We start from the raw sequence: 23,602 nt of genomic DNA, 5'->3' as shown, positions 1-23,602 counted from the left end.
CCTTACTGCATCCTTGCATCACATAGCTGCCGTTAAGCCGTGTGGGTTTGGTGCGGTTGTTGCAACAGTTCCTCCAGTGAAACGTTGACGCCTTCCAGCGTAATCAACTGGGTACTGCTGTAACCCGTACCGGTACCGTCACGGTCAATCGAAAGCACCGTATTGCCATCTGAAGTATGATCCACTTTCACGAAATCATTAATATTACTTGTGGAATCATTCCAACCAATTAGCAAGTTACTGATGTCAATTTTGTCGCCTTGCGCAACATTAAAGTCGGTCCAGGTATCGTGACCGTTACCGCCAGTAGAGTCTGCGCTCGCCAGTAAGTGATAGACGAGAGTGTCTGCACCCGCACCGGTAGTAATGGTGTCGTTATAGGCACCGCCGGTAATGGTGTCAGCCCCCGCCGTACCAGTGATGGTCGGGTGCAGGTCGATAGTGAACGACTGGGTGGTAATGGTGCCATCCGTTGCTGCCAGGGTATAACTGAATACCTCTTTATGCAGCAGGCTCTGCCCATCAACCCCTGCATTCAGCGTATAGGTGTAGCTACCGTTGGCTGCAATACTCAGCACACCATAGTCCCCCGCAATCGACGTAGTACCCACACTGTGAACCGTTGTGACATCACCGTGTTCATTAGTGATGCTCAAGGTTCCGGTATGCGTCGTCGAGTCACTGTAGATGCTGCCGCTGGCATCGTGCGTCGCGCTTGTCGAGGTGGTTTCCGCCAGCAAGCTGTTCACCGTCAACGACGTTGCCACACCGTTATGCAGCGTGACCGTCAATGACGCAGAGGTCACCGCACCACTGGCATCCCTCACCGAATAGGTGAAGGTATCCGCTGTTGGCAAGGTATCGATGTCCAGACCTGCTTTCAGCGTATAGGTGTAGTTACCGTGCGAATCGATGGTCAGCGTGCCGTAGGTGGTATTGATCACCGTGTTACCGGACGCGGCCACTGCACTACCAGACACCGTTGTGACCGCCGTACCGGTCGGAACCGTACCGGAGACTGAACTGGTATCGTTGGTCAGCAAGTTACCGGTGACGGTCGCTGCCACAGTCACTGCCAGCGTCGTGATATCCGACGTGGTGTAGATCGTGGTAGAAGGCAGCGCCGAGATACCGTTACTGGAACCCAGTACCACAGCATAGTTACCGGTGGTCAGGTTACTGTAGGTCACGTTACCGCCAGTCTGCGTGCCCAGTGACAGGAACGACTGGATGTAGTTGGCGTTAGAAGACTGGATTGACCAGGTGCCATCCGCATTCTGCTTATACAGATACAAGGTGTAGTTTGCAGTGACGGACAACAGGCTGGTCACCGAGCCATGTAACGTTACGGTTCGTGTATCCCCCGTTCCCACGCTGAAGGTGTAGGCGTTGTTGCTGGTCAAGACGCCGACGCCCAACAGGGTGCCAAGGTTGACACTCAGTAACGCGGTACTGGTATCACTCACGTTCGCATTCGTCACCGTACCGGTCGCGGTGGTGTAATCCACCTCGTTGGTATCGTTGGTGGCAACAATACGAATCGCCCCCGTCAGTGCAGCAGAAGGTGAGACGTTACCCGCGCGGTCAGTCTGGATAACCGAGAGGGAAGCGCCGGTGGTTTGCGCCGTGCTCAAGGTCACCGACCATGTGCCCGCCGATCCCACGGTTGCCGTACCCAGCGAGTTACCACTGGCATCACGCACGGTGACCGTATCCCCGACTTCACCACTACCGGTGACGGTCGTGCCCGCTGCGTTAATCGCCAGGTTGGTGACCGCAACCGGTGCCACGGTATCGATGTTGACCGTTGCCGTGGTGTTACCGGTACTGACGTTACCTGCTGCATCGGTGACGGTGGTGCTCAATGGATGCGCGCCATTCGCCAGCACTGCCGTGGTGTATGTCCATGCACCGCTACTACCCACCGTGACGGAACCGAGAATGGTGGCTCCATCATAGATGGTGACAACCGCCCCCACTTCCGCTGTACCACTCAATGTTGGCGTGGTGTCTTTGGTGTAGGCTCCATTTGCCAGCGATACCGGCGTGCTACCCGTGTCGTCGGTAATGGTCAGACTGCTCGCTGTTGGTGCCACCGTATCGATGGTCATGATAGTTGAGGCTGTTGGGCTGACGTTGCCCGCTGCATCGGTTTGCGTCACGTTGATGGTGTGGGTACCGTTGCTCAAGGTGCCAGAAATCAAGCTCCAGGTGCCGTTGCTACCGACAGTGGTACTGCCAAGCAGCACACTACCGTCGTAGACTTTGACAATCGCCCCGACCTCACCGCTACCACTCAACAGCGGCGTATTGTCGTTGGTCACCCCATTGTTCGGGATGGTCACCGCCGTACTGCCGTTGTTGTTAGCCGCCACCAGACTGGTCACCGCCGCAGGAGCGACGCTATCGACAATCACCGTTGCAGAGGTGGTGCCGCTGACGTTGCCCGCCGGATCCGTCACGGTGACATTGATCGGGTGACTACCCTGCGTCAGTACCGCCGTGGTGAAGGTCCATGCGCCGTTGCTGCCTGCCGTGACAGTACCCAGCAACGTGCTACCGTCGTAGATCGACACGCGGCTGCCCGCTTCCGCCACACCGCTTAAGGTTGGTGTGGTGTCATTGGTGTAACCGCCACTTGGAACAGTGGTATTGGTGATGTCGTTGGTGATCACCAGGGTTGAGACGGCTGGTGCCACAGTATCCACGGTAATGGAGACCGTTGCCGACGCCGCACTGGTGTTACCCGCTGCATCAGTGACGGTGACGCTCAACGGATGCGTACCGTTGCTCAGTGTGGCGGTGGTGAAGGTCCAGGCCCCTGTATTGCTCGCCGTGACTGACCCCAATACGGTGGTGCCATCGTAGATGGTGACAATGGCGTTCGCTTCCGCCGTGCCGCTCAGGGTTGGCGTCGCATCATCGGTCACAGCGCCATTGGCCAGAGGCCCCTGACTCGCGCCAACGTCATCGTTGATCACCAGGTTAGTCACCGCCGCAGGTGCCACAGTATCGATAGTCATCACCGTCGATGCCGTTGGGCTGACGTTACCCGCCACATCGGTCTGCGTGACGTTAATGGTATGGGTGCCGTTGCTCAGCGTGGTGGAGATGAAGCTCCAGCTGCCGTTGCTGCCGACGGTGGTGGTACCCAGCAGGTTGCTGCCATCATAGATGCTGACTTTGGCCCCGACTTCGCCATTACCGGTTAACAGCGGCGTGCTGTCGTTAGTGACACCGTTGTTCGGTATCGTCACCGCCGTGCTGCCGTTGTTGTTTGCTGCCACCAGACTGGTGACGGCTGCCGGAGGTGTGGTGTCGATAACTACCGTGGCGTTGGTTCTGCCACTGACGTTACCGGCCGCATCCGTGACCGACACGCTGATCGGGTGTGAGCCCTGCGTCAATACTGAGGTGGTGAAGGTCCATGCTCCAGTGCCGCTGGCAATCGCAGTGCCCAAGACGGTGGTGCCGTCATAGATGGTCACGCGGCTACCCGCTTCCGCCGTACCGCTCAGCGTTGGCGTGGTGTCGTTGGTCGAACCGCCGCTTGCCACTGTGGTATTAGTCACATCGTTGGTAATCACCAGCGTTGAGACGTTCGGCGCGACGGTATCCACCGTGACCGTCACGGTTGTTGATGCCGGGCTGACGTTGCCTGCCGCATCTTTCACCGTCACGCTCAGAGGGTGGCTACCATTGGTCAGTACCGGACTGACGAAGCTCCATGCGCCGGTGCCGCTGGCGGTGGTGGATCCCAGTACCGTGGTGCCGTCATACACCGTGACAATCGCGTTCGCCTCAGCTGTACCAGAGAGTGTTGGCGTGTTGTCGTTGGTCGAACCGCCGTTTGGCACCGCGGTACTGGTGATATCGTTGGTGACCACCAGGTTGGTCACAGCGTTAGGGACAACAGTATCCACAGTGAAGGTAATCGATGGCGTATTACTGACGTTACCCGCCGCATCTGTCGCCGTCGCCGTGATAGTGTGTGCGCCTTCCGCCAGAGTGGTGGAGGTCCAGCTCCACGCACCCGTGCTGCTGGCCGTGACAGAACCGATCTGCACACCGCCGTCGAAGATTCTGACGACGCTGTTTGCTTCAGTCGTACCGCTCAGCGCAGGCGTGTTGTCATTGGTACTGGTACCTGCGGCAATCGCCACCGACGAACTGCCGTTGTTATTAGCAGCGGCCAGGGTCAGCGTTGGCACCACGGTATCTACTGTCACCGTTGCGCTGGTGGTCGCACTGACGTTACCCGCTGCATCGGTTGAAGTGACGCTGATCGGGTGTGAACCCTGACTCAGTACGCCCGTGGTGTAGCTCCAGTTCCCTGTACTGCCGACTGTGATCGAAGTGAGCAGCGTACTGCCATCGTAGATTCTGACGATGCTGCCGACTTCCGCTGTACCGCTCAGGGTTGGCGTGCTGTCGTTGGTCGATCCACCATTCGGCACCGTGGTATTGGTGACGTCGTTGGTGATCACCAGCGTCGAGGCGTTCGGCGCAACGGTATCGACAATCACGGAAACCGTGGTCGATGCCGGGCTGACGTTACCCGCCGCATCTTTCACTGTCACACTCAACGGATGGGTACCGTTGCTCAATGCCGGGCTGACGAAGCTCCATGCGCCGGTGCCGCTGGCGGTGGTGGAACCCAGTACGGTTGTGCCGTCGTAAACCGTCACAATCGCATTCGCCTCAGCCGTACCGCTCAGCGTTGGCGTGTTGTCGTTGGTCGAACCACCGTTTGGCACCGCAGTGTTGGTAACATCGTTGGTGACCACCAGGTTAGTGACTGCGACAGGGACACCGGTATCCACCGTGAAGGTGATAGAGGCATTCGGGCTGACGTTGCCCGCTGCATCTGTCGCTGTGACGTTGATGGTGTGGCTACCATCGGCCAAAGTCGTCGAGGTCAGACTCCAGGCACCGTTGCTGCCCGCAATAACAGAACCGAGCAAGGTACCGCCATCGTAGACCTTGACTACGCTGCCCGCTTCAGCGGTACCGCTGATGGCTGGCGTGTTGTCGTTGGTGCTGCTGCCTGCGGCAATCGCAATCGGCGTACTGCCGTTGTTGTTCGCCGCAGCCAGGCTCGCGACCGCCGCCGGAGGCGTGGTATCGATCACTACGACAGAGCTGGTGGTACCACTGACGTTACCTGCGGCATCCGTCACCGTGACGTTCAGGGTATGGGAACCTTGCGCCAACGTGGTGGAGGTGAAGCTCCATGCTCCGGTAGCGCTGGCCGTAGTGGTGCCCAACAGCGTGCTGCCATCGTAGATGGAGACACGACCGTTAGCTTCCGCCACCCCGCTCAGGGTTGGGGTGGTGTCATTGGTCGAACCACCGTTTGGCACTGCGGTACTGGTGACATCGTTGGTGACCACCAGCGATGAAGTCGCCGGTGCCACGGTGTCCACTACCACTGTGAAGTTGGTCGCGGTGCTGGTGTTGCCTGCTGCATCACGCACGGTCACACTCAGCGGATGTGAACCTTCGCTCAATGCTGCTGTAGTGAAGGTCCATGCCCCATTGCTGCCCGCCACCACCGAGCCAAGCACAGTGGTGCCTTCGCTGATGACGACAATATTGCCTGCCGTAGCCGTGCCGCTCAGGGTTGGCGTGGTGTCATCGGTTGACTGACCACTGGTCAAGTTGCCCTGTACGGTACCCGCGTTGTCGTTGACCACCAGACCCGCTACCGGGTTCGGTGCGCCGGTCACCACGGTAAAGGTGATAGAGGCATTCGGGCTGATGTTGCCCGCCGCATCCGTCGCCGTCACGTTGATGGTGTGGCTGCCATCCGCAAGTTGGGTTGACGTGTAGCTCCACGCGCCGGTGCTACTGGCGGTGACAGAACCGAGCAAGACACCGCCGTCATAGATCCTGACAACGCTGCCCGCTTCCGCAGTACCGCTGAGAGCAGGTGTGTTGTCGTTGGTGCTGCTACCTGCAGCAATGGCGACTGGCGTGCTGCCGTTGTTGTTGGCGGCAGCCAAACCGGCCACTGCAGCTGGCGGCGTGGTATCAATAACGACGTTGGACGAGGTGGTTCCGCTGACGTTACCTGCCGCATCCGTTACGGTGACATTCAGCGTATGCGTGCCTTGTGTCAGCGCCGTTGAGGTGAAGGTCCATGCCCCCGTAGCACTGGCAATCGCCGTACCCAGCAGCGTGGTGCCATCGTATACAGAGACGCGTCCATTGGCTTCCGCCGTGCCGCTCAGGGTTGGCGTAGTGTCGTTGGTCGAGCCATTGTTTGGCACGGTGGTGCTGTTGGTATCATTGGTGACCACCAGCGTCGTGGCGTTCGGCGCAATGCTGTCTATGGTGAAGCTCACTGTCGATGAACGCGGCCCAACGTTACCTGCTGCATCCGTTACCGTGACGCTCAATGTATGCGCGCCCTGGCTGAGAGTTGGCGAGATAAAGCTCCACGCGCCGGTGCCGCTGGCGGTGGTTGAGCCGACGACAGTGTTGCCATCATAGATGGTGACAATACCATTAGCCTCTGTGGTACCTGTCAGCAACGGCGTGCTGTCGTTAGTGATCCCGTTATTGGCAATCGCTACCGGTGTGCTGCCGTTATTATTGGCAGCCGCCAGGTCACTGACCGCAACAGGCGCCACGGTATCGACGGTGATATTAATAGTATCGGATTCTGTACCCGCAAGATTGGTCACGTAGATAGCATGAGAGCCATCGGCCAGAGTAGGCGTGAAACTCCATTGTCCATCCGCTCCCACGGTCACGCTACCCAATACCGTACCCGTACCCGAACCATCGTGGATGGTAATCACATCACCAGCCGTTGCCGCCCCCGTTAACACTGGCGTGGTGTCTTTCGTACTCGCGCCATCGGTTAAGTTGACTGGCATACTGCCGCTGTCATCGGTGATAACCAGTGTACCGCTGGCGGTTGGCAAGCCCGCTTCAATATTCAGGGTGAAGGCCGGCGTACTGGCGGCACTGATATTGCCCGCCTGATCCGTCACCGTGAAGGTGAAGCTGTGGTCACCGTTCGACAAGCCAGTGGCTGGCGTGAAGGTCCAGGCTCCCGTTCCTGACGCCGTAGCAGTGCCCAACAGCGTGGTGCCGTCGTAAACAGATACCGTGGCGTTACCTTCGACAGTACCACTGAAGGTTGGAGTGTTGTCATCGGTGGTATCGCCGGAGGCCAAGGTCGCAGGTGTACCCACATCATCACTGACCACTAAGGTACCTGCCTGCACCGTTGTCGGTATGCTGGTATCTATCGTGATCTGAATAGGTGTGGACTCCGGCCCGGTGGTCCCAGCGGCATTAGTGACCGACACGGTATAGCTGTGCGGACCATCAGCCTCAATACCTGTTTCATAACGCCATACGCCGTTACTCGCCACTGTGGTCGTCGCGACCTGCACGCCATCAATAATGATATTAATGGTGGTGCCTGCCACACCGGTGCCACGCAGCACTGGGGTGTTGTCATTGGAGTAGCCATCGTTTGCCACCAGCACTGGCGTGGTGTTGGCGTTGTTATAAATTGCAAACGTCGTGACTTCCGCCGGCGTAGTGGTATCCACCGTCACTGTGGCTGTGGTGTTGGAACTGATGTTACCGGCCGGATCCGTGACGTTGATGGTCAGCGTGTGCGTGGCATTCGACAGCGTAGAGGTGGTGACACTCCAGTTACCCTCTGCATCTACCACCGCCGTACCCAGCACGGTGGTGCCCTCATAGACCGTTACGGTTGAACCCACTTCCGCCTGACCGCTGACAACAGGCGTGCTGTCGTTGGTGGTCCCACCATTAGCGATGGTGGTTGGGTTAGCGGTATCGTTGTTGTTTTGCAGCAGCAAATCGCTTACCGGCTGCGGCGGTGTAGCATCGATGCGCACCGTGGTCGCAGCGGAGGTGCTAACGTTGCCGGCCTCATCGGCGACGGTCACCGTCAGCGTGTGCGAGCCGTCAGTCAGTGTTGGTGAAGTAAAGGTCCAGGTGCCTGCGCCAGTGGATGTGGTAGAGCCAATCACCGTGGTGCCATCATAAATGGTCACCACACTGTTCGCTTCCGCGTTTCCACTGAGTGAAGGCGTGTTGTCGTTGGTTAATCCATTGTTGTTGACGACCACAGAGGTAATGTCGTTGGTCACCACCAGCGTTGGTATCGCTGGTGGAGTGGCATCCACAGTGAAGTTAACGGTATCCGCAGCCTGGCTGGTGTTGCCTGCTGCATCCGTCGCCGTCACTCTCAGCGTGTAGCTACCGTCATCCAGCGCTGGCACGCTGAAGCTCCACTGACCGTTGCTCCCTACCGCCGTGCTGCCCAACTCGGTTGCACCATCGTAGATTCTGATGATGCTACCCGCTTCACCACTGCCGCTCAGGAATGGTGTGCTGTCGTTGGTGGTCGCATTGCTGGCAATCGCCACCGGTGTTGTACCGTTGTCGTTGCTGGCTGTGATCGCACTCGGGGCTGCTGGCGGTGTGGCATCAATCACCGCACTGATGGTGCTGGTGCCGCTGACGTTGCCTGCGGTATCCGACGCCGTTACGCTGAAGGTATGGGAACCATCTGCCAAGCCTGTCGTCGGGGTAAAGCTCCATGTACCACCGGCAATAACGGTGGTAGATCCCAGAACACCGCTGGCGTCGGAGATGGTGATAATACTGCCCACCTCACCATTGCCGCTCAGCACTGGAGTATTGTCGTTGGTCAGGCCACCGTTCGGGATGTTAACCGCGCCATCAATGTTATTAGTCAGCACCAGGTTGGTGACTGATGGCGGTGCCACCGTATCAATTGTCACTGTTACCGTACCGCTGACCGGGCTGGTGTTACCCGCCTCGTCACGCACGACTGCCGTCAGATTATGCGTGCCGTCAGTTAACGTTGGTGAGAAACTCCAGCTGCCTGTACCATCCGCCGTTGCCGTACCCAGCACCGTGTTGCCATCAGAAATGATAATGGTGCTGTTCGCTTCCGCGGTACCGCGCAGTAATGGGGTGCTGTCATTGGTGGTGCCGTTGTTAGCGATAGGCACTTCTGTGCCGCTGTTGTTATTCGCCAGCGTCAGACCTGTCGCTGCATCCGGGGCCTCGCTGTCTACGGTGAAGGTCAGGGTTGGCGAATTAGCACTGGTATTCCCCGCCGCATCCGTCACCGTCACACTCAGGTTGTGCTCGCCCTGAGTGAGGGTATCGGTGGTGTAGGTCCAGTTGCCAGTGCTGCCCACCAGGACCGATCCGATTTCATCCGTGCCGTCATAAATTCTGACGATGGTGCCCGCTTCAGCACTACCGGTCAGTTCTGGCGTGGTGTCGTTGGTGGCACCGTCAGCCGCAATCGGTACCAGTGTGCTGCCTTCGTTGTTGTTAACCAACACATTGGTAGCTACATCCGGGGTCACCGTATCAACATTGATTGTGGTCACTGAAGAAGCCGGGCTGACGTTGCCCGCCGAATCCGTTACCGTAATCGTCAATGCATGGGCGCCATCATCCAGTGTATCGGTAGTGAAACTCCACACGCCTTGCGCATTCGTGGTGACACTGCCAATCGCGGTATCGCCATCGTAAATGATCACCAGGCTATTGGCCGTGGCAGTACCGCTCAACGCCGGTGTGTTGTCGTTGGTGTAGCCGTTGTTGGCTACCGGCTCGACAGGCGTCACATCATTGTTGTTCACCACAAACTCAGGAGTTACCGGAACGGAAGTATCCACCGTCACCGTCACCACGTTACCGGCAGCACTGACGTTCCCTGCGGTATCGGTGGCGGTCGCACTCAGGCTATGGCTGCCATCGGTGAGCGGTTGCGTGGTGAAGTTCCAGTCACCGTTGGTGCCAGCCTGGGTAGAACCAATCAGCGTTGAGCCATCATAGATTTTGATGATGCTGCCCGCTTCCGCCGTGCCGCTCAGCGCTGGTGTGCTGTCATTGGTCACGCCAGTCAGCGTATTGCCACTGTCATCTTTCGCCACCAGATTAGTGATGGCGTCTGGCGCAATGGTATCCACGCTGAAAGTAATGCCCGCAGAAGCTGCACTGGTGTTACCTGCAGTGTCCGTCGCCGTGACCGTCAGAGTGTGACTGCCCTGGCCCAGCGCCGTGGTGGGCTCGAAACGCCAGATGCCGTTAGTGCCGACAATCGCCGTACCCAGAATAGTGCTGCCATCACGAATGGTGACAGTGGCACCGACCTCACCGGTCCCGCGGATAACAGGCGTTGAGTCATTGGTGGTGCTGCCCGCAGTGAAGACCACAGCGGTACCGCCGTTGTTGTTGCTGAGGCTGGTCACCACTGGTGTGGCCGGTGGTGTGCTGTCCACGGTGAAGCCAATCGCCGCTGACGGTGCACTGACGTTGCCTGCTGCATCGGTGACGGTGGTGGTGATGCTATGAGCACCCTCGCCCAATGCCAGTGTTGGCGTGAAGCTCCAGGTACCGCCAGTACCCACGACAACCGTGCCCAGCACATTGCTGCCATCAAGGATGGTAACTGTGCTGCCTACTTCTGCCGTTCCGCTCAGCACTGGCGTGTTGTCGTTGGTGACGCTGCCAGCCGTGATCGGTACGGATGTGCCGCTGCTGTCGTTACTCAACTGCACCGCACCCGCAGTAGCAGGCGCCTGCGTGTCTACGGTAAAGGTGATGGCTGTGGAAGGTTGGCTGCTGTTGCCAGCCGCATCCGTCACTGTCGCCGTCAGGCTATGGGAACCTTGGCTCAGCGCTGGAGAAGGGAAGCTCCATGTACCGCCATCAGTGACCTGCACACTGCCCAGAATCGTATCACCATCACGCACGGTGACGATGCTGCCCGCTTCGGCAGTACCACTCAGCACTGGCGTCGTGTCATTGGTGGCACTACCGGACGTGATCGGAACAGCAGTTCCGCCGTTGTCATTGTTCAACACCACGGCATTCGCGGCATCTGGCGCAACAGTATCCACGCTGAATGCAAAGGCATCAGATTCAGGACCGGCGTTACCGGTTGAGTCAGTCACAATTGTGGTCAGGCTGTGTGGACCATCATCCAACGCGGTAGCCGGGGTAAAGCTCCAGTTACCATCGCTGCCGACAATCGCCGTACCGATTTCAATGCCGTTATCTTTCACGGTGACAATACTGCCCGCCTCAGCGGTACCGCTGAGGACAGGGGTCGAGTCGTTGGTGGCACTGCCTGCGGTAATAGGCACCGCCACACCCGTAGAGTCATTACTGAGTTGCAGATCGCCGACCTCACCTGGGGAGGTGCTATCGACAATGACAATCACTTCAGAGGTTGGCGCACTGCTGTTACCAGCAGGGTCAGTGACCACCGTGGTCAGGCTATGGCTGCCCTCATCCAGTGGTGTGGTTGGTGTGAAGCTCCAGGTGCCATCGCTGCCAACCACCACTGAGCCCAATACCGTATTGCCTTCAGAAACCGTGACCGTACTGCCCGCTTCGGCCGTACCGCTCAAGGTTGGTGTGGTATCGCTGGTTGAACCGCCGGTAGCAATCGGTGTGCCATCATCCGTGGTGAACTGCAGACCGCCCGCCGATGCCGGAGCCTGCGTATCCACGGTGACAACGATCGGTGCAGAAGGGTCGCTGACGTTACCCACTGGGCTGGTGACGGTGGTGGTCAGGCTGTGCTCGCCCTGGCTCAGCGCTGGCGTTGTAAAGCTCCAGCTTCCATTGTCCCCTACCACTACGGTGCCCAGCACGGTGGTGCCATCCAACACAGTGACCGTGCTGCCCGCATCCGCGGTACCGGTTAATACCGGCGTGGTGTCATTGGTCGCACCATTGGTGATCGGCACTGGCGTACCGCTGTTGTCATTGTTCAATACCAGCCCACTTGCCGGATCCGGCTGGGTAGTATCCACATTAAAGGCAACAGGCGTTGATGCCGTACCGGTGTTACCCGCAGGGTCTGTCACCGTGGTGGTCAGACTATGCGAACCCGCCTCCAGCGGTGTGGTTGGGGTGAAACTCCAGCTACCATTGCTGCCAACAATAGCCGTGCCCAACACCGTGCCATTGTCAGAAACCGTCACGGTACTGCCAGGCTCTGCGCTGCCGGTTAATACTGGCGTGGTGTCATTGGTGGTGCCATTTGCCGCAATCGGCACAGCCGTGCCACTGCTGTCGTTGCTCAGTTGCAGGCCTGTGGCCGCAGCTGGCGGTGTGGTATCAACTGTAATCATAATCGGCGTGGACGGGCCGCTGGTGTTACCGGCTGGGCTGGTCGTCGTTGCCGTAATACTGTGGCTGCCTTCACCTAATGGATCGGTTGGCGTAAAGCTCCAGTTACCGCTATCGCCAACCACGACAGTGCCCAATACGGTGCCGCCGTCAGAGACCGTGATCGTGCTGCCCTCTGGCGCCGTTCCGCTCAGAACTGGGGTGGCGTCATTGGTTGCTGTACCCGAACTAATCGGCACTGAAGTCGTGCCTTCATCATTACTCAAGGCCACATTACCCGGAACGGTTGGAATACTGGTATCAACAGTCACGGTGACAGGTGCTGAAGCGCCACCGGTATTACCCGCAGTATCCGTCACGGTGGTGGTCAGACTGTGGCTGCCATCGCCGAGCGGTGAGGATGGGGTAAAGCTCCAGTTACCATCGTTACCCACTGTGGTTGTGCCAATCACGTTGCCATTGTCAGAGACAGTGACTGTACTGCCTGGCTCTGCACGTCCTGTCAGCACTGGCGTGGTGTCATTGGTGGTGCCATTGGTGATAGGTACCGCAGTACCGCTGGAATCATTGCTCAGCTGTACGCCGGTTGCGACGGCTGGCGGTGTGGTATCCACTGTCACGGTCACAGGTGAACTGGCTGGTCCGGTGTTACCGGCAGGGTCAGTTACCGTGGTCGTCAGGCTGTGGCTGCCATCGTCCAGCGGCGTGTTTGGGGTATAGCTCCAGGTGCCATCGCTGCCAGTGGTGGTGCTGCCAATTACGGTGCCGCCATCAGATACGGTTACCGTGCTGCCCGGTTCGGCGGTGCCGTTCAGAGTTGGCGTGCTGTCATTGGTACTGCCGCCAGACGCGATAGGTGTGCCGCCATCGTTGCTGAGCTGAAGATTACCTGCCGCTGCTGGAGGCTGAGTATCCACGGTTACGGTGACCGGAGTAGAAGCCGGGCCGGTATTACCCGCAGGGTCAGTGACAGTGGTGGTGAGGCTGTGGTTGCCATCGCTCAACGGTGGTGTGGTGTAGCTCCAGGTGCCATCGTCATTCACTGTCGTGGTGCCAATTACGGTGGTGCCATCCGTAATCGTGACGGTGCCGCCCGGCTCACCGTTACCCTCCAGGGTTGGCGTCGTGGTGTTGGTGCTGCTGCCTGATGGGATGGGATCGCCATCACCATTGGTCAGACCCACGCCGGTTGGTGCTGCTGGCGCTACGGTATCGATAGTGACGTTAATGGTTGGGGTATCACTGATCACACCCGTAGTTGCATTAGTCGCCGTGGCGTGGAAGGCATAGGTGCCATCCGCCAGCGCGGTAGGCGTAAAGTTCCACTGCCCGTCGCTGCCCGCGGTAACGGTGCCAAGCACGGTCGTGCCGTTATAGATAGTGATCAGATCACCCGCGCCCGCCAGACCACTCAGCACTGGCGTGCTGTCATGCGTGCTGGAGTTATCCTCCAACTGCACAATGGTGCTGCCGCTGTCGTCCGCCACCACGATAAGTTCATTGGTGGTCGGCACGCCCGCATCAATGTTAACGGTAAAGGCTGGGGATGCCGGGCTGACGTTGCCAGCCGCATCAGTCACCGTGGTGGTGAGATTGTGCTGGCCATTGGTCAGTGGCGATGCCGGGGTGAAGCTCCAACTGCCATCGCTACCCACCGCCGCCGAACCGAGTAGCGCACTGCCATCGTAAACCTTAACGATGCTACCCGCTTCCGCGGTACCACTCAGGGTTGGGGTGCTGTCATCGGTGGTGGCACCAGAGGTCAGCGCGCCGGTGCTGGTACCCGCATTATCGGTGAGCACCAGGCCACTGGCGGCAGCCGGTGCGGTGGTATCCACGGTAAAGGTCACTGGCGTGGTGGCTGGGCTGCTGTTACCAGCAGCATCAGTTGCTGTGGCGGTCAGGCTATGACTGCCATCGCCCAAGGCTGGAGTGGTAAAGGTCCAGTTGCCGGTACTGCCCACGGTGACCGTGCCCAGTACGGTGTTACCATCACGAATGGTCACCACACTGCCCGCTTCAGCGCTTCCGGTCAGGACTGGCGAAGCATCATTGGTGATGCTGCCAGCGGTAATTGGCACGGATGTGCTGCCTGCATCATTACTCACCTGCAAGCCGCTCACCGCATCAGGGGCAACGGTATCCACGATGATATTAACGGTGATGGTATCAGTGATGTTACCTGCCGCGTCGGTGATGGTGCCATGTATGGCATGTGGACCATCACTCAACGTGCCTGTTCTGAATGACCATTGCCCATTAGCACCTGCGGTGGTGCTGCCCAGTACCTGATCGCCATCATACAGCGTGATGATATTTCCTGGGCTGGCCGAACCAATCAATACCGGTGTCGGGTCGTTGGTGCTGGCGCCATCAACCAATTGTTCGACAGTGTTGCCATTATCATCGATTACTTCCAGCGAATCGCTGGCAGTTGGCAGATCTGCTTCAATATCAATAACAAATGGTGGGCTGGTTGGTCCAACGTTGCCTGCCGCATCCGTTGCGGTGATAGTGAAACTGTGCGAACCGTTGCTCAGGGCTGCCGTTGTGAAGCTCCATGTGCCATCCGCTCCAACTGTGGTATTACCCAGCAGCGTGGTGCCATCATAGATACTCAGCAGCGCGTTAGGTTCACCGGTGCCACTCAGCGTTGGTGTATTGTCATCAGTAATAGCACCCGAGGTCAGTTCGCCCTGCGAATCACCCACGTTGTCGGTGACCACTAACCCACTCACCGCCGCCGGTGGTGTGGTATCAACAGTGACCGCAATCGGAGAAGATGCCGGTCCAGTGTTGCCTGCGGCATCGGTGACTGTGGTGGTCAGGCTGTGGTTGCCCTCTCCGAGTGCGGGAGAAGTAAAGCTCCAGCTACCGTTGCTGCCGACGGTCACGGTGCCCAGCACATTATCCCCATCGCGCACGGTAACGGTGCTGCCAGGTTCAGCCGTGCCGCTCAAGACAGGCGTGTTGTCACTGGTTGTGCCACCAGCCGCGATTGGCGTGACGGTGGTGCCATTGTTGTTGCTGAGTTGCAGATCGCCTGCTGCTGCTGGTGCAACAGTGTCGATGGTGATGTTGATGGTAACGGAATTAGTTGGATTACCAGTGCTGTCAGTCGCAACGGCATGGAACGCGTAAGTCCCGTCTGCCAGTGATGCAGGCGTAAAGCTCCACTGACCATCCGCACCTGCGGTGGTGCTGCCCAGCACGGTGGTGCCGTTGTAGATCGTGATAACATCGCCAGCCGCAGCCAAACCATTCAGAATCGGTGTTTTGTCATGGGTGCTGGAGCCATCCGGCAGCACTTTCAGCGTGCTGCCACTGTCATCGGTTACCTGCAGGGTACTGGTGGTCGGTGGTACGCCGGCATTCACGGTCAGGCCAAAGCCGGTGGTAGCTGGGCTGACATTGCCTGCTGCATCGGTAACGGTGACGCTTAAGGTGTGCGCACCGTTGCTCAGAGTTGGGGTAGTAAAGCTCCAGTTGCCACTGCTATCAGCGGCCGCGCTGCCGAGCAAGGTGCTGCCATCGTAGACTTTGACAATGCTGTTGGCTTCAGCTTTACCGCTCAGGGTTGGTGTACTGTCGTCGGTGGTAGCCCCCGCGGCCAGTGGCCCGGTGACCGCACCTACGTTATCGCTCACCACCAGATCGCTGGCACCCGCAGGTGCCTGGGTATCCACGGTGAAGGTAATCGGATCTGTCGCCGGGCTGGTATTGCCCGCCGGGTCAGTTACGGTGGTGGTCAGACTGTGGCTGCCTTCACTCAGTGTCGGTGAAGTAAAGCTCCAGGTGCCATTACTGCCCACCGTCGCCGTACCGAGTACGGTATCACCATCACGAATGGTGACCGTGCTGCCCGGTTCAGCGGTGCCGCTCAAGTGCGGCGTTGTGGTGTTGGTCGCGCCGCCAGAAGCGATCGGCTGCACCGTACCGTTGTCGTTATCACTCAGTTGCAGGCCGCTCGCAGCGGCTGGAGCAACAGTATCAATAGTGATAGCGATGTTTGGCGTTTGCGTCACATTGCCATCGGCATCGGTGACAGAGGCGTGGAAGTTATAGGTGCCGTCCGCCAGTGCTGCGGGTGTGAAGCTCCACTGCCCATCGGCGTCTGCCACAACGCTACCAATCTCTGTGCTGCCGTTATACAGGGTGATCAATGCGCCCGCAGTGGCCAGGCCACTCAGCGTTGGCGTGCTGTCATGTGTGCTGTCCCCGTTGCTTAATTGCACCAGGGTATTGCCAGAGTCGTCGGTGATTTCCAGCGAGGTGGTGGCCGGAGGTAAGCCGGCGTCTACGGTGATTTCATAAGCGGAGCTGGCTGGACCGACGTTTCCTGCGGCATCGGTCTGCGTAACCGTCAGGCTGTGTGAACCATTACTCAGCGCCGGAGTGATAAAGCTCCAGGTACCATCACTGCCGACCACGGCGGTGCCGATCAGTGTGTTGTTGTCGTAAACACTGACAACCGCGCCTGCCTCACCCCGTCCGCTCAGGGTCGGCGTGCTGTCATCTGTCGTGCCGCCATTGAGAACATTTGATGCCGTACCATTAGCGTCACCGGTCATCGAGAGATCGGTTGCCGCAGCAGGGGCGACAGTATCGACAGTAAAGGTGATGGTGGTGGCCGCGCTGGTGTTGCCTGCAGCATCGGTGGAAGTGATGCTGAGGGTGTGGCTACCCTGACTCAACTCAGGGCTGGTGAAACTCCAGCTACCGTTGCTGCCCACGGTGACGCTTCCGAGGATAGTATCGCCGTCGCGAATGGTAATAATACTGCCGACTTCACCCCTGCCGCTCAGCAATGGCGTGGTGTCGTTAGTTGAGCCGCCGTTAGTGACAGGCAAGACTACGGAGCCGGCGTTGTTTGAGACAGTTAAATCACTCACCGCTTCTGGCGCGGTGGTGTCCACAGTAAAGTTGATCGGATCGCTTGCTGCGCTGGTATTGCCCGCAGCATCGGTCACTGTCACCGTCAGGCTGTGAGAACCGTCCGCCAGTGCCGGTGAAGTGAAGGTCCACTTGCCATCAGCGCCCACCACAGCGGAACCGAGCAGGGTTGAACCATCGTAAATACGCACTGTGGCACCTGCTTCTGCGCTGCCACTTAAGGTTGGGGTATTGTCATCGGTGACGGAGCCAGCGATGATGGCACCCTGATACGGCCCTACGTTGTCGCTGATAGCCAGGTCAGTAACCGCGCCCGGAGGAGTGGTATCGCCACCGCCAGTATTGCCACCACCGTTGTTACCACCACCATTGTTCCCGCCGCCATTGTTACCACCACCGTTATCGCCACCGCCGGTGTTGCCATCATTGACCGGTGCATTTCCGCCTCCACCGCCGGAAGAACCAGCAAACATAGCACCCAAACCTGCCAGCGCAGCACCACCGATACCGAAGGCTGCGATAGTGCCGTCATTGGTGGTGTTCTCTGCTAACAGCCCTTCAGTGGTGTCAATGTTGACGTACTGGAAACCTTCAGTGCCGGGATCTTCAACCCACCACAGCGCACCTTTATCGTCCTGCAGGACCAAATCGCTATCGCCAGCTGTAGTGTAAAAGTTATGGATTACAACAACTTCACCAGATTTGGTGGTGACGACTAAATCATTACCATTGCGTGTGAAAGACTTAATATCTGATTGATTAAGGTGAAGTTTAACCACGCTTGGCGCAGTTAAATTGACTTGGCTGCCATTGACGACTGTGTCAACCGTCCCACCTTTAGGAGTGATAGAGATATTATTCATTTTATCGAAATCCCGCACAGTTATTAAATTCCATAAAAACGCCCGGTATCCGTAGATACCGGCTTCAATAGTGAATAACCCATGCGTTTATTCACTTTTTCTCTTGGTCGACCTCATACAAACTGATGATGAAGTCACGCTGAGCCTTGTTAAGCCTCCATCCTGAAAAGGGATCGGGTTTATTTCTCAACAGCACGACGGGAGTAATGTCTTTATTTTCGATTGGGCGAGCACAAATCAGATGGAATGCGACATACCCTTTTTTAGACATTTTTGCTTCCCCGACGGAGTAGATTCAACCAGAGCCACTTCAGGATTTTTCAAGCAAATCAGACAAATAGAAACCACTCCAGTGATACCCCTGCATGCCGTAAATCTTCTTGTGTGCCAGCAGGTCAATGTGCGACTGGTTTTCAACTCCCTCGACGATAACGCCATCGCATAACTCGTTTAGGTGGTTGAGCAGCGTGTCAAAGATGTGACCGTCGCCAAATTGCCAAAAAAATTCTTTGTCAATCTTGACGATTTCAAATATTCCGCTATCAAGCATGGTCAGGTTGGAATAACCCGGACCAAAGTCATCAAGCCATAAAGGGGCAGGTGTCACTTTCGCGACACCTTTTAATATCAGGAGATCGGCGCTGTTAAATCGCGCGGTGAAAAATGCGGATATCTCTAAACGCATCAGCGTAAGTTGAGCCAGTTTTTCTTGTATTTCAGTATCTTTGAAAATACTGGCTACGATATCTCTATCCACATTGACACTAATGATCTGCTGAAATCCTTTCTGGTATAGCTGAATAAGTTTTCCGATCTGGTGGAGGAATAACTGCCATTTTTCGTCAGCAGGAAGCTGACTGAAGAACCCTGCATCCCTGTTTGGGTTACGTTTATTATTAATATCTGCATCATCTGCAAAACGTGTTAACAACTCCCACGCAATTAGCTCGCCGGATATACTGTGAACGGGTTCCAGCAAGAAAATGTATTGTGGTTGAGCGCTCATTTCACCTCCCCCTCCGCAACTGGCTGATACGCCTGAAATGTCAGGTTTTCTCATGTAAGAAGTAAGGGAAACATCGATAAAACTTAACACGTTAACTGAAGCCTAACGTACAACTTACACTTTGAAAAATAGATTTCAGTTAACCAAAGATGAAACTTCAATCGATTAAAACTATCAATAACTCATGTAAATTTCTTTTAGTTTCACAAAACGATCAGATAATTCCTAGAAAAATTTAAGTTAAGGCCTTCCTTGACATATCAAAAAATAACGAATTCATTGATTTTAAACAATTTATAATAAGTCAACGAAGTAGTTTTTTTATTTTTATCCTGAAGTGCACTTTATTTCATTCAGAATGCATGATTCCAATAAGCGCCAGAAAATATAGTTTCAATTAGAGATTATTAAAATCTTAATGTTTAAATTTTGATTATACATATCAAAGAAAACATAACAGTTTGACAGGCTAATTCTTCAGAAATCAGTAGTTAAAGCAGGGTTATTGCGCGCCAAAGCGCAGCGGCATTTTTGCTTTATTAAAAAAATGAAGGAGATAGATAAACGCATTTTAAAAGCGTGTTTAATCGGGCAGGTTAAGATTTATTGAGGGTGACGCTCATCACATTTTAAATAAAAGATCAGGGTGATAAGAAAATTAAATGGGGGAAAATAAAACGGGCCCTAAAAAGGGCCCGTTTCGAGGGGGTTAAACCTTACTCATCTTCGAGGTAAGTGTAGCCATATAACCCACTTTCGAACTCTTCAAGGAACTGCGCACGCAGACCTTCGTCGATGTCCTTTTGCTGCGTCACCTGATCGCGGAACAGGGTCATCAGATCGTTCGGGTTCAACTGCACATACTGCAGCATATCGGCCACCGTATCGCCCTCATCCGACAGCTGCACTTCTACGCTGCCGTCTGGGAAGGCAAACACATCGACCGCTTCGGTATCACCGAACAGGTTGTGCATGTTACCGAGGATTTCCTGATACGCCCCGACCATAAAGAAGCCGAGCATCGGCGGATTGTCGATATCGTACTCAGGCATCGGCATGGTGGTGGCAATACCGTCGCCATCCACGTAGTGATCGATGGTGCCATCCGAGTCACAGGTAATATCGAGCAATACGGCACGACGCTGAGGAATCTTATTCAGCCCCTCCAGTGGCAGTACCGGGAACAGCTGATCAATGCCCCATGCATCCGGCATCGACTGGAACAGCGAGAAGTTGACGTAAATCTTATCCGCCATACGCTCCTGCAGCTCGTCGATGATCGGACGGTGGGCACGGTTGCTGGGATCAAGATGCTGCTGGATATAGTGGCAGATGCTGAGATAAAGCTGCTCTGCCCAGGCACGCTGGCCCAGATCGTAAGTACCGGAAGAGTAACCGGTATGAATATCAAACAAGTCCATCTGGCTGTCGTGCAGCCATTCACGCAGCGAGCGACGCACGTTTGGCTCATGCATCTCCTGCCAGGTATCCCACAGGCTTTGGATCGGACGCGGCGAATCCACATCCGGCGCCACAGGCGTGCTGAATTCGTTGCGCTCTACACCAATGATGTTGGAAACCAGTACGGTGTGGTGCGCGGTAACCGCACGGCCCGATTCAGTGATCACCGTTGGATGCTCAAGACCATGCTCTTCACAGGCATCGCCAATTGCCCAAATGACGTTATTGGCGTATTCGTTCAGGCCATAGTTGACCGAGCAATCAGACTGCGAGCGTGTGCCTTCGTAATCGACACCTAAACCGCCGCCGACATCGAAACACTTGATGTTGACACCCAGCTTGGCCAACTCGACATAAAAGCGTGCCGACTCACGTACGCCGGTGGCGATATCGCGAATGTTCGACATTTGCGAACCAAGATGGAAATGCAGCAGTTGCAGGCTGTCGAGGCGGCCCGCTTTGCGCATGATGTCCACCAGCTGCAATACCTGTGAGGCGGCCAGACCGAATTTGGACTTTTCGCCACCGCTTGACTGCCATTTGCCTGAACCCTGCGAAGCCAGACGGGCACGGATACCGAGGCGAGGGATTACGTTGAGGCGCTCGGCTTCTTCCAGCACCAGACGCACTTCAGTCATTTTCTCGATCACCAGATAAACCTTGTGACCAAGCTTTTCACCAATCAGCGCCAGACGAATGTATTCACGGTCTTTGTAGCCGTTACAGACGATCACCGAACGGGTTTTACCGGCGTGCGCCAGCACGGCCATCAGCTCGGCTTTAGAACCGGCTTCCAGACCCAGCGGCTCACCCGAGTTGACCAGGGATTCGATAACACGTTTATGCTGGTTCACCTTAATCGGGTAAACCAGGAAGTAGTCACCTTTATAGCCGTAAGATTCACGTGCGCGTTTAAAAGCGGCGTTAATCGAACGCAGGCGGTGTTGCAAAATCTGCGGGAAGCAGAACAACGCAGGCAAACGCTGGCCATCGGCTTCGCGCTCTTTTACCAGCTTAGCCAAGTCAACGCGCACTTCCGGTTGGTCCGGATCGGGGCACACGCTGATGTGCCCCAGCTCGTTGACGTCATAATAGTTATTACCCCACCAGGCAATATTGTAGGTACGCAGCATTCTGCTCGCTTCCTGATCGTTCATCGCCACCTCCTGCATTGAGCGGAGTACACCCTGTTCGCCAGCTGACGAACCCTTGATATTCTTCATGTCGTCAGACATCACGAACCTCAATTTTCCGTTGAAAAATGAAACAGTTGCCGGGTTTTGCTGTGGTCATTCCGGGTAAACATTTCCCCATCCTACTGAACTCCGGGTATCGGGTAACCCAGTACGTTGCTGACTCTAAGTGTAAAACACTGCGCCGACGTCAGTAAAAAACCGGCCGTAAAGCCAGGAATTTTCAAGACGCATGTCGAGTGAAACACAGCAACGGGAATGTGGGAATAGCTTAGCCGGCGCTCGTGTCGGGATAATGACCACAACACACAAAACATCGACGAGAGAAAAGAACAGAACTGGATTGGGGAAGCAGCCGCGTTTTATACAGCCTGACAGGTAAAAATGCAAAATCTTTGTCTGGAATCTGTGGAAGGTGTCAGGAATTTATTCCACTGAGTCGCTTGCGTAAACGTGCGGTATCTGAAAAAGCACTGGAAAAGTGCTCACTGAGTAACCTAGAATAGCCGTCCAGATGGTTTTCCATCTAAACTGGTTAACATCCAGGCGGTGTCGATGACATATATCAACACTCCCTACTGCTCGCGGCTTTGCCTGAAGGGGCGTCGAGTCGGCCTGGTCCACTTACGCTATGCAGTCGAATTCAAACCATTTGTAAGGTAAAGAACAGAATGGCTAAACACCTATTTACATCTGAGTCCGTATCAGAAGGACATCCTGATAAAATTGCAGACCAAATTTCCGATGCAGTGCTCGATGCGATCCTCGAACAGGATCCGAAAGCACGCGTGGCCTGCGAAACTTACGTGAAGACCGGTATGGTGCTGGTTGGCGGTGAAATCACCACCAGCGCATGGGTTGATATCGAAGAGATCACCCGTAATACCGTACGTGAAATCGGTTATGTCCATTCCGATATGGGCTTTGATGCGAACTCTTGCGCCGTACTGAGTGCAATTGGTAAGCAGTCTCCTGACATCAACCAGGGTGTTGACCGTAGCGATCCGCTGGAGCAGGGCGCAGGAGACCAGGGCCTGATGTTTGGTTATGCGACCAACGAAACCGACGTGCTGATGCCAGCACCAGTAACCTACGCACACCGTCTGGTGCAGCGCCAGGCTGAAGTGCGTAAAAATGGCTCACTGCCATGGTTGCGCCCGGATGCGAAAAGCCAGATCACCTTCCAGTACGATGGCGGCAAAATTGTCGGTATTGATGCCGTGGTGCTGTCAACTCAGCACGCTGAAGAGGTGACCACCGCCGATCTGCGTGAAGCGGTAATGGAAGAGATCATCAAGCCGGTTCTGCCTGCTGAGTGGGTCAATGCCAGCACCAAGTACCACATCAACCCAACTGGCCGTTTCGTTATCGGTGGCCCAATGGGTGACTGCGGTCTGACTGGTCGTAAAATCATTGTTGATACCTACGGCGGTATGGCACGTCACGGTGGCGGTGCTTTCTCAGGTAAAGATCCATCGAAAGTTGACCGTTCAGCCGCTTACGCTGCGCGTTATGTCGCGAAAAATATCGTGGCTGCAGGTCTGGCCGATCGTTGCGAAATTCAGGTGTCTTACGCCATTGGCGTTGCTGAGCCGACCTCCATCATGGTGGAAACCTTCGGTACTGAGAAAGTCTCTACCGAACAGCTGACCCTGCTGGTGCGCGAGTTCTTCGACCTGCGTCCATACGGTCTGATTCAGATGATGGATCTGCTGAAGCCAATCTACAAAGAGACTGCCGCTTACGGTCACTTTGGTCGTGAACACTTCCCATGGGAGCAGACTGATAAAGCTGCTCAACTGCGCGAAGCGGCTGGCCTGTAATCAGCACATTCCCTCTCCCACCGGAGAGGTTGAAGAGATGCCCGCACATTGTGCGGGCTTTTTTTTGCGCGCGTTCACAACATCATGTTAACGATTACATTTTGAAATTCTTTTATTTTCGGTTATTTAGAGAATTTTCAGCGTAGTTATTCCTATTAAAATGCGTTATTTTCAGCGTCGTCT

At 56.0% G+C, this 23,602-nt stretch carries 5 protein-coding genes; 1 reads left to right on the top strand and 4 read right to left on the bottom strand.

The annotated features are described in order from the left end of the window. Nucleotides 1-32: 32 nt before the first annotated feature. The 4 genes from LK04_RS02780 to speA form a co-directional block, all read right to left on the bottom strand. A complete protein-coding gene (locus tag LK04_RS02780) occupies nt 33-17,936 on the bottom strand; it encodes an Ig-like domain-containing protein (protein ID WP_059109768.1) in 17,904 nt (5,967 codons plus the stop codon). Between the two features lie 91 nt (nt 17,937-18,027). Next, nucleotides 18,028-18,207, bottom strand: a complete 180-nt coding sequence (locus tag LK04_RS02775) for a hypothetical protein (RefSeq protein WP_039337077.1) — start codon at nt 18,205-18,207, stop codon at nt 18,028-18,030. A 39-nt stretch (nt 18,208-18,246) separates the two neighbouring features. After that, nucleotides 18,247-18,942, bottom strand: a complete 696-nt coding sequence (locus tag LK04_RS02770) for an EAL domain-containing protein (protein ID WP_039337078.1) — start codon at nt 18,940-18,942, stop codon at nt 18,247-18,249. 716 nt (nt 18,943-19,658) lie between these two features. Continuing rightward, nucleotides 19,659-21,638 (bottom strand): biosynthetic arginine decarboxylase, encoded by a 1,980-nt coding sequence (gene speA, locus LK04_RS02765; protein ID WP_071885721.1) that lies wholly within the window; start codon nt 21,636-21,638, stop codon nt 19,659-19,661. Between the two features lie 629 nt (nt 21,639-22,267). Between speA and metK the strand changes: the two genes are divergently transcribed. After that, nucleotides 22,268-23,419, top strand: coding sequence for a methionine adenosyltransferase (gene metK / locus LK04_RS02760; RefSeq protein WP_039337079.1), 1,152 nt, complete (start codon nt 22,268-22,270; stop codon nt 23,417-23,419). The last annotated feature ends 183 nt before the right edge of the window (nt 23,420-23,602 follow it).

Origin of the sequence: Pantoea vagans, assembly GCF_001506165.1 — a bacterium.
Taxonomy (GTDB): domain Bacteria; phylum Pseudomonadota; class Gammaproteobacteria; order Enterobacterales; family Enterobacteriaceae; genus Pantoea; species Pantoea vagans_C.
Note: the sequence above shows the minus strand (reverse complement) of the source record. Positions and strands in the feature narration are given on the sequence as shown.